Origin of the sequence: Bradyrhizobium sp. 23 (assembly GCF_023073295.1) — a bacterium.
Taxonomy (GTDB): domain Bacteria; phylum Pseudomonadota; class Alphaproteobacteria; order Rhizobiales; family Xanthobacteraceae; genus Bradyrhizobium; species Bradyrhizobium canariense_D.
This window is the reverse complement of the sequence record NZ_JADPJF010000064.1, coordinates 468,949-477,220: the sequence shown is the minus strand read 5'-3', so window position 1 is coordinate 477,220 and position 8,272 is coordinate 468,949. Positions and strand designations below refer to the sequence as shown.

The window sequence follows — 8,272 nt, the reverse complement described above, 5'->3', positions numbered from 1 at the left end:
GTGTAAGCGTCTCTCGTCGTCATGGCCGGGCTTGACCCGGCCATCCACGTCTTTAGTGCAGTTTGCGTGGCACCACGTGGATGCCCGGGCCTTCGCCTCGCCGAAGCGGCTTCGGCCGCGCAGGCGGGCCAAGCCCGGCATGACGGAGAATGTGTCTCCTAGCGCCAACATGACTCAGAGCCTTCAATGATCCGCCTCCTCCCGGCCGTGCTTTGCACGGCTCTTCTCGCCGCTCCTCTTACATCCCACGCCGCCGACACCGCCCCGCGCGAACCCTACGGCATCGCGCTCGAAGGCTTTGCCTATCCCTATCCCGTACACCTGCTGCCTCTGACCAATGACGGCGAGCAGCTCAGCATGGCCTACATGGACGTGCCGCCTGCGCAGCCGAACGGCCGCACCGTCGTGCTGCTGCACGGGCGCAACTTCCCGTCGAGCTACTGGGCACCTGTTATCAAGATGCTGAGCGAGGCCGGCTTCCGCGTCGTGGTGCCGGACCAGATCGGCTTCGGCAAATCTTCCAAGCCGATCGGCGAATTGCATTTCGACAATCTGGCGCGCAACACCATCGCGCTGCTCGATTATCTGAAGATCGACAAGGCCGAGATCGTCGCCCATTCGCTCGGCGGCATGCTGGGCGTCCGCATCGCCCGCGCCTTTCCCGACCGCGTCGCCCACCTTGTTCTGACGGCCCCGATCGGGCTGGAAGATTACCGCCTCTATGTACCGCCGACGCCGACCGAGAAGATCATCGAGACCGAGGACAAGCTCACGGCCGATGGCTATCGCAAGCAGCTTCAGACCAATTATGCGATCAAGCTGCCGCCGGACGCGATCACGCCGTTCATCGACGCCCGCTTCAACATCAAGGGCAGCCCGGATTATCCGCGCTGGCTGCGTGCCTTCGTCAGTTCCGGCCAGATGATCTATCGTGAGCCGGTGGCGCACAAGATCGCACTGATCACCGAGCCGACGCTATTCATCATGGGCGCCGACGACCACAACGCGCCGGGCCGACTGAGCGCACCGGAGGCGCTGCGCGCGAAAATGGGAGAGAACGCCGAGCTGGCGAAGGCACTCGCGGCGAAGATGCCGAATGCGCGGGCCGAGGTGATCCCGGACACCGGCCATCTCGTCTTCCTCGAGGCGCCTGAGAAGTACAGGGAGCTAGTCCTGGGCTTTCTCGGCCGCTAGCGTCATTGCTGCCGTCCGGATCCGCGTGCTGGGAATGTTCATGCCGCATTCAGGTCATGATTGGCAGATTTGGCTGGCGTCGTGTCGGCATGTTGCGATTTTAACGTGTCGAATCGTGTCTTTTGATTCATGGTGCGCCGAAAAGCGCCAAGCCCTCCTACCTGCCCCCAAAACCTACACCCAAGGACGAGAAGGAAGGTCAAATGAAATACCTGTTTGCCGCCGTGATGCTCGCCAGCGCGGTCGTTGGTTTCAGCGAGGCGGCCAGCGCCGCCGGCGGTTGCGGCCCCGGCTGGTATCGCGGCGCCTATGGCGGCTGCCGCCCGATGCGCGGTCCGGTCGTTGTCCGCCCGGGTCCGATCGTGGTTGCGCCAGCCCCTGTCGTGGTCGTGCCGCGCGCCCGCATGTGCCCCTACGGCTTCCGCTGGTACGCCGGCCGCTGCCGCCCGTTCTGATCTCGTTTTTTTCGCATTGCGAAATGGCCGCGCGGCGAAAGCCTGCGCGGCCATTTTCTTTTTGAGCGCCTGACGTCGCACCGGGATGTTTCGAATCAGAACGGGGACCGCCGATCGCGGTCCCCGTTCAAGCCTGGTGCGCGAAGCTTACCAATGGCGGCGGTGCCATCGCCGGCGATGCCAGCCCCAGTGACGGCGGCGCCAACCCCAATGGCGATGGCGGCCGTGCCAGTGCACCTGCTCCGGCTTCAACTGCGCGGCTTCTTCGCTGCTGGTGACTGCGAGATGAGCGTCGGGATTGCCTTGCGGCATGCGGGGGTCACCGAGCGGCTGCGGCGCCAGCGGCGCAGCCTTTGCGGCGGTCGTGAACGCGGCAGCTCCGGCCGCGACACCGATTGCAAATTTTAAAAAGTTCCGGCGCTCCATGACTTCTTTCCTCTTGGATGGTCGTGCCAGTGATGCAGAGGCGAGTGTCGTGGTGACGACATGAACCGAAGCTGAATCGCGCGTTCAGCTTCGCTGCGACTCCGACGGTGACAGCCCGCCGCCGGGCGCTACTTGCCAAACTCCTGCGCCAGCACCAGCAACTCGCGCGTGCGCGTCACGTCGGGCCAATCGCGGTTGAAATCGGCCACCAGTTGCGTCAGCGCTTCGCCCTTCAGCATGGCGTGCAGCGCAGCCTCGCTCGCGAACTGATACATCGCCTGATGCAGTGAGGGATCGTCGAGGCTCCAGAACCGCCAGGCCTTGCTCACGCCGAAGGCCTTCATCGCGTCGGGCAGATGTTCGGTCTCGTACCACCTGTCGAAGGCGGCGCGCTTGCCGGCATCGGTGACGACGGCGCGGACGACGAAGAAGGCTGACGGCATCGGATTTTCCTCCTGTTGTTTGGGGTGAGACTAGCCGATGACGTCGGCGACGACAAAAAAGGACGGCACCGGTGTCGGAACGCGCATCTCTCACCCGTCCTATGCCTGAACAGCAGACGGAGACACCACATGCCCGACCTCACGCTCACCACCTTCGACTGGGTTCCCCCGCCCCCGCGCGGTTTCGTGCGCGACCTTCGGGTGCGCTGGGCGCTCGAAGAGGCCGCATTGCCCTATCGCGTCGCGAGCGCGCCGTTCGACGGGCGCGGCGCCGAGCATCTTGCGCACCAGCCGTTCGGGCAGGTGCCGTGGCTGACCGACGGCGATCTCTCGATCTTCGAGAGCGGCGCGATCCTGCTGCATCTCGGCGGCCTCAGCGCGAAGCTGATGCCATCAGATCCGCGCGGCCGCAACGAAGCCACGGAATGGCTGTTCGCCGCGCTCAATTCGGTGGAGATGGCGAGCCTGCCCTGGACGATGTCGAAGTTCATGGGTCATCCGAGCGATACGGCCGCGTGGAAATTCGTCGACGACTTCCTCAAGCTCCGCCTCAAGCACATGGAGGCGGTGCTGGCAAGCCGCGAATGGCTGGCAGGCACGTTCTCCGTCGCCGACATCCTGATGTCAGACGTGCTGCGCATCGTCGATCAGTTCGAAGGGCTCGCGGACAGTCCCGCCTGCCGCGCCTACGTCGCGCGCGCCACCGCCCGCCCGGCCTTCGCCAAAGCCCACGCCGACCAGATGGCGCATTTCGCTGCGGCGGATGCGACCCGCTGACGCCGCGCCCGCGGGAGGTGTGACGTGCCTCACATAATGAATCCGGCGATGGCCGTAGGGTCACGGCCATCAAATCAACCCTGCGGAAGGTGACACATGGCCCGCATCGCATATCTCAGAGACCAGCTTGCCCGCGCCGAACGGCTGGCAAAGGCGATCCTCGACCGGCAAACCGCGGAGCAGCTTCAGGCGTTCGCAGCCGAATGCCGTGAAGAGCTGCAGGTGCTGTCGCGCAGGGCTGCGGCGTAAGGCTGCTCGGTTACACGAGCTTCATCGGCGTATCGGCGACCACGCGAAGGTCAATGCGGCTGATCAGTTGAGACCGAAGCGCCTCCGCATCCCCGATCGCGCTCTCCGTCTGCCGCAGCGTGCTGATGTTCGAACCGAGCGAGACGATCCCGCCGAGCACCAGAGCGATCGATCCGAGCGCGGCGGTCTGGCCCATTCCGAGCAAGCCGAGGATCGTGATCAGCAACAGCGCAGCACCGCCACCGATCGCGAGCTTGGATGCCAGGATGTACTTCCGACATCGCTCGGCGATCTCGGCCAAAGCCTCGATCCGCGCTTCGATGTCTGAGATTTCGTCGGTCGGATCGTCTTCAGTCATCTTTGAGCAAGTTCAATCGCGAGTTCTAGTTTGCGACGATCGGGCTTCGTGAGCTGCCTATGAGACCCCAAGTATTCCTTAACGTCACTTTTCTCGAATAGTATCTCAGCGCCGCTCACATCGCGCGGAACTTCAATCTGAACGACCATCGAACCATCAACGAGGATATCGTACAAATCCTCTGTTTGCTCTGTAATATGGCGAACGATGTAGACATTCCGAGTGATCGACTGCAGGCGGCTTCGAATGAGTGACAGAAGTCTCCGCGACGCTGGCGCGGAGAGCAACCACTCCTGTCCTGCTTCCAATTCGCAAATCATTCGCTTATCGAGACAGGCGCTGCCGTGTCACCGCACTCCCCTGCTTCCGGTAGCCCGCATGAGCGAAGCGACATGCGGGACTTGGATAGAAAACCCGGATGTCGCCACGCTCATCCGGGCTACAAGTGCGCCCTCACAACGGCAAATTGTCGTGCTTCTTTGCCGGCGTTTCCACCTTCTTGTCCTTCAGCATCGACAACGCCCGCGCGATCCGCTTGCGGGTCGAGTGCGGCATGATGACGTCGTCGATGTAGCCACGCTCGGCGGCGATGAAGGGGGAGAGGAAGCGGTCTTCGTATTCCTTGGTGCGGGCGGCGATCTTGTCGGGGTCGCCGATGTCGGCGCGGAAGATGATCTCGACCGCGCCCTTGGCGCCCATCACCGCGATCTGGGCGGTCGGCCAGGCGTAGTTCATGTCGGCGCCGATCTCCTTGGAGGCCATGACGTCGAAGGCGCCGCCATAGGCCTTGCGGGTGATGATGGTGACCAGCGGCACGGTGCACTGCGAGTACGCAAACAGCAGTTTGGCGCCATGCTTGATCAGGCCGCCATATTCCTGCGCGGTGCCCGGCAGGAAGCCCGGCACGTCGACGAAGGTGACGATCGGGATGTTGAAGGCATCGCAAAAACGAACGAAGCGCGCCGCCTTGCGCGAAGCGTCAGAGTCGAGCACGCCGGCGAGCACCATCGGCTGGTTGGCGACGAAGCCCACGGTGCGGCCGGCGATACGGCCGAAGCCGGTGACGATGTTCTTGGCAAAAGCGTCCGCGATCTCGAAGAAGTCGCCCTCGTCCACGACCTTCAGGATCAGCTCCTTCATGTCGTAGGGCTTGTTCGGATTGTCGGGGATCAGCGTGTCGAGCGACATGTCGACGCGGCCGATGTCGTCGAAGCTCGGCCATTCCGGCACACCGTCAGTGTTGTTGGACGGCAGGAAGTCGATCAGGCGCCGCATCTGCAAGAGCGTCTCGACGTCGTTCTCGAAGGCACCGTCGGCGATCGAGGAGCGCGTGGCATGCACGGAAGCGCCGCCAAGCTCTTCCGCGGTGACGACCTCGTTGGTGACGGTCTTCACCACGTCGGGGCCGGTGACGAACATGTAGCTGGTGTTCTTCACCATGAAGATGAAGTCGGTCATCGCAGGCGAATAGACGTCGCCGCCGGCGCAGGGGCCCATGATGACGGAGATCTGCGGGATTACGCCGGAGGCGAGCACGTTGCGGCGGAACACGTAGGAATAGCCGGCGAGTGCTGCGACGCCTTCCTGGATGCGGGCGCCGCCCGCATCATAGAGGCCGATGATGGGCGCACGCGCTTTCATCGCCATGTCCTGAAGCTTTGTAATTTTCAGCGCGTGCGTTTCTGACAGCGAGCCGCCGAACACGGTGAAGTCCTTGGCAAAGACAAAGGTCTTGCGGCCATTGACGGTGCCCCAGCCGGTGACGACGCCGTCGCCGGGCACCTTGTTCTTCTCCATGCCGAATTCGGTGGAGCGGTGCTCGACGAACATGTCGAATTCCTCGAACGATCCCTTGTCGAGCAAGAGCTCGATGCGCTCACGCGCGGTCAGCTTGCCGCGGGCGTGCTGCGCCTCGATGCGCTTCTCCCCACCGCCGAGCTTTGCGCCGGCGCGACGGTCTTCAAGGGCGTCCAGGATGTTCTTCATTTGCTCCCGCCAGTTCTTAGCCTAAATGCGATTGCCGGGGGTTCTAACACGGCATTTTGCGGGCCGGGAAGCGGCTTTCGGCCCCGCAGGGCTGCCTTGCCGCAGCGGGAAAGCGCAAGGAATTACAAAGTTTTGCCTGGGAGACGAGCATGACCGAAGGAACGGCTGAGACCGGCGCGGCGACGGGCGGCGTCAACATCCTGCTGCGGCTGGAAGGCCTGACGCTGTTTGTGGGGATGGTGATGCTCTACTGGACCTGGGACGGCTCTTGGGCAGTCTTTGCCCTGCTCTTCCTTGTCCCCGATCTGAGCTTCCTCGCCTATCTTGCCGACGCCAAACTCGGCGCGATGGTCTACAACGCCGCCCACAGCTACATGGCGCCGGTCGCGCTGCTGACGCTCGGCTTCGGCCTCGCCTCGCCACTCACCCTGTCCATCGCCTTGATCTGGCTCGCCCATATCGGCATCGATCGGGCACTGGGCTACGGCCTGAAATATTCGGCCGGGTTCGGCTTCACCCATCTCGGCCGGATCGGCTGGCAGAAGGATACGTGACGCAGTTGCAAATCTGGTCCCGCCCGGTTGACCGGGCGCGGCGATTCAGGCTTGCTCCAGGCTTGCGATCAGGCCTCATCATTTCCGGCTGCAAGCATCACCTCATGTCCGCGACGGTCGTTCCACTGCCGCCGAACCCATCGTCCGAAACCACCGACTTCCTGCGGCGCATGGCCAGCATGGTGTCGGGGCGGAACGGCGAGATGTTGCTGCGCGCGGCCGCGCTGATCGAGTCGCTGACGCAACGGGCGATGTCGGCGGAACGGCTCTATCACCGGGAGCACGAAGAGAACACGCGCAACAGCGACCTGCGCGAGGCCGGTGAGATGGCGTCCGACGCCATGGTCAAGCAAATCGACGGGCTGCGCAGCCAGCTTGCCGAGGTCACCGCGGCCGCGGCGGCCGAGCGCGCGGCATTCGATGCCAAGCGCGGCAGCCTGCTCGGCCTGATGCAGCACGCCGAGAGCCATATCGGCAAGCTCACAAGCGAGCTGCAGACGCTGCACGCCTCGGTCGACAGCTTCAACGAGACCGCCATCTCCGTGCCAATCGAGGTGCTGCGGCTGGCGCGCACCCAGTTCGATGTCCTCTCTGCCGGCTTTGCCCGCAAGGGCGACGTCATCTCGCAGGCGATGAGCGAGATTGGCGGTTTTGCGATCGACTAGGCGCTGACGGTGAAGAAGCCTGACACCGCCTGAGGCGAACCGCCGGCTTGCGTCAATTTGACAGCGCGCGGGCCTGTTGTTCTACTCACTGAAAATCACGGGGGAGGATCCGATGCCGACGGCATTCCGCGTCGCCATGGCGCTCTGCATTTCAACGCTGTTCGTCGGCATGGGCGCCAACGCACAATCGCTTCCCCGGGAAGTCGCCACCCGCGCCGAGATCTACCCGATCCCCTCGCTCACCCTCTCCGACCAGCAATTCCTCAGCGGCGACGCCGCGGCCGGCAAGCCGGTGACGGTCGCCGGCGAGCTGCGCGTGGCGCAAGGCAGCGGAAAACTCCCCGTCGTGGTGCTGATGCACGGCTCGAGCGGCGTCGGCGCAACGACCGAAGCCTGGGTGCACGCGTTCAACGCCATGGGCATCTCGACTTTCGTGATCGACGGCTTTACCGGCCGCGGGCTGACGGTGGTGGGGCCGAACCAGGCCCTGCTCGGTCGGCTCAACCTCGTCATCGACATCTACCGCTCGTTGGAGATCCTTGCAAAGCATCCCCGCGTCGATCCGGATCGCATCGTGCTGATGGGCTTTTCACGCGGCGGACAGGCGACGCTTTATGCGAGCCTCGAGCGCTTCCACAAGCTCTGGAACAAGTCCGGCATCCAGTTCGCCGCCTACATTCCCTTCTACCCCGACTGTTCGACGACCTATCAGAACGACACGGACATCGCCGCGCGCCCGATCCGCATCTTCCACGGCACGCCCGACGACTACAATCCCGTCAAGAGCTGCAAGGCTTTCATCGAGCGGCTCAGGACGGCCGGCCGCGACGTGGTGCTGACCGAATACCCCGACAGCGCGCATGGTTTTGACAGTGGGCTGCTCGGCGTCAATACGGTTGCCGTGTCCACGGGTGCGCAGACCGTGCGCAACTGCCAGATCCGCGAAGGCGACGGCGGCGTGCTGATGAACGCCGATACGAAAGCGCCGTTCACCTACCAGGACGCTTGCGTCGAGCTCAATCCGCATGTCGGCGGCAATCCAACGACTGCCGCCGAGTCGCGCAAGGCCGTTGAGGAGTTTTTGCAGGCACTGTTCAAGCTGGGTTAGGCCAGCGCGACATGTTCCGTCATTGCGAGCGCAGCGAAGCAATCCAGAATCTTTCCG

General features: G+C 63.7%; 11 protein-coding genes. 7 read left to right on the top strand and 4 right to left on the bottom strand.

All coding sequences use genetic code 11. The features are described from left to right. Positions 1–186: 186 nt before the first annotated feature. Positions 187–1,194 carry an alpha/beta hydrolase gene (locus IVB32_RS17525; protein WP_276576742.1) on the top strand — a complete coding sequence of 336 codons (1,008 nt, stop codon included), beginning with the start codon at positions 187–189 and terminating at the stop codon, positions 1,192–1,194. A 203-nt stretch (positions 1,195–1,397) separates the two neighbouring features. Beyond that, positions 1,398–1,649: a hypothetical protein gene (locus IVB32_RS17520; RefSeq protein WP_247410788.1), complete on the top strand. Its 252-nt coding sequence runs from the start codon at positions 1,398–1,400 to the stop codon at positions 1,647–1,649. 147 nt (positions 1,650–1,796) lie between these two features. On the opposite strand, the gene IVB32_RS17515 is transcribed toward IVB32_RS17520, so the two are convergent. Together IVB32_RS17515 and IVB32_RS17510 are read right to left on the bottom strand one after the other, a co-directional pair. Next, positions 1,797–2,075 carry a twin-arginine translocation signal domain-containing protein gene (locus IVB32_RS17515; protein ID WP_247385072.1) on the bottom strand — a complete coding sequence of 93 codons (279 nt, stop codon included), beginning with the start codon at positions 2,073–2,075 and terminating at the stop codon, positions 1,797–1,799. Between the two features lie 128 nt (positions 2,076–2,203). After that, entirely contained in the window at positions 2,204–2,518 is a 315-nt protein-coding gene (locus tag IVB32_RS17510; RefSeq protein ID WP_018456485.1) for a hypothetical protein, read from the bottom strand. A 129-nt stretch (positions 2,519–2,647) separates the two neighbouring features. Here IVB32_RS17510 and IVB32_RS17505 point away from each other — a divergent pair, with 129 nt between their 5' ends. Then, positions 2,648–3,295, top strand: a complete 648-nt coding sequence (locus tag IVB32_RS17505) for a glutathione S-transferase family protein (RefSeq protein WP_085360833.1) — start codon at positions 2,648–2,650, stop codon at positions 3,293–3,295. A 96-nt stretch (positions 3,296–3,391) separates the two neighbouring features. After that, positions 3,392–3,544: a hypothetical protein gene (locus IVB32_RS17500; RefSeq protein WP_018456483.1), complete on the top strand. Its 153-nt coding sequence runs from the start codon at positions 3,392–3,394 to the stop codon at positions 3,542–3,544. A 10-nt stretch (positions 3,545–3,554) separates the two neighbouring features. On the opposite strand, the gene IVB32_RS17495 is transcribed toward IVB32_RS17500, so the two are convergent. Together IVB32_RS17495 and IVB32_RS17490 are read right to left on the bottom strand one after the other, a co-directional pair. Further along, positions 3,555–3,902, bottom strand: coding sequence for a hypothetical protein (locus tag IVB32_RS17495; RefSeq protein WP_085360832.1), 348 nt, complete (start codon positions 3,900–3,902; stop codon positions 3,555–3,557). 453 nt (positions 3,903–4,355) lie between these two features. Then, on the bottom strand, positions 4,356–5,888 hold the full coding sequence (locus tag IVB32_RS17490) for an acyl-CoA carboxylase subunit beta (RefSeq protein WP_007603066.1): 1,533 nt from the start codon (positions 5,886–5,888) through the stop codon (positions 4,356–4,358). A gap of 149 nt (positions 5,889–6,037) precedes the next feature. On the opposite strand from IVB32_RS17490, the gene IVB32_RS17485 reads away from it, so the two are divergent. The 3 genes from IVB32_RS17485 (at position 6,038) to IVB32_RS17475 (ending at position 8,215) form a co-directional block, all read left to right on the top strand. Next, positions 6,038–6,442, top strand: a complete 405-nt coding sequence (locus IVB32_RS17485) for a DUF4260 domain-containing protein (RefSeq protein WP_085360828.1) — start codon at positions 6,038–6,040, stop codon at positions 6,440–6,442. A gap of 104 nt (positions 6,443–6,546) precedes the next feature. Next, a complete protein-coding gene (locus IVB32_RS17480; protein WP_247410787.1) occupies positions 6,547–7,107 on the top strand; it encodes a hypothetical protein in 561 nt (186 codons plus the stop codon). 112 nt (positions 7,108–7,219) lie between these two features. Next, positions 7,220–8,215 carry a dienelactone hydrolase family protein gene (locus IVB32_RS17475; RefSeq protein ID WP_247384457.1) on the top strand — a complete coding sequence of 332 codons (996 nt, stop codon included), beginning with the start codon at positions 7,220–7,222 and terminating at the stop codon, positions 8,213–8,215. The last annotated feature ends 57 nt before the right edge of the window (positions 8,216–8,272 follow it).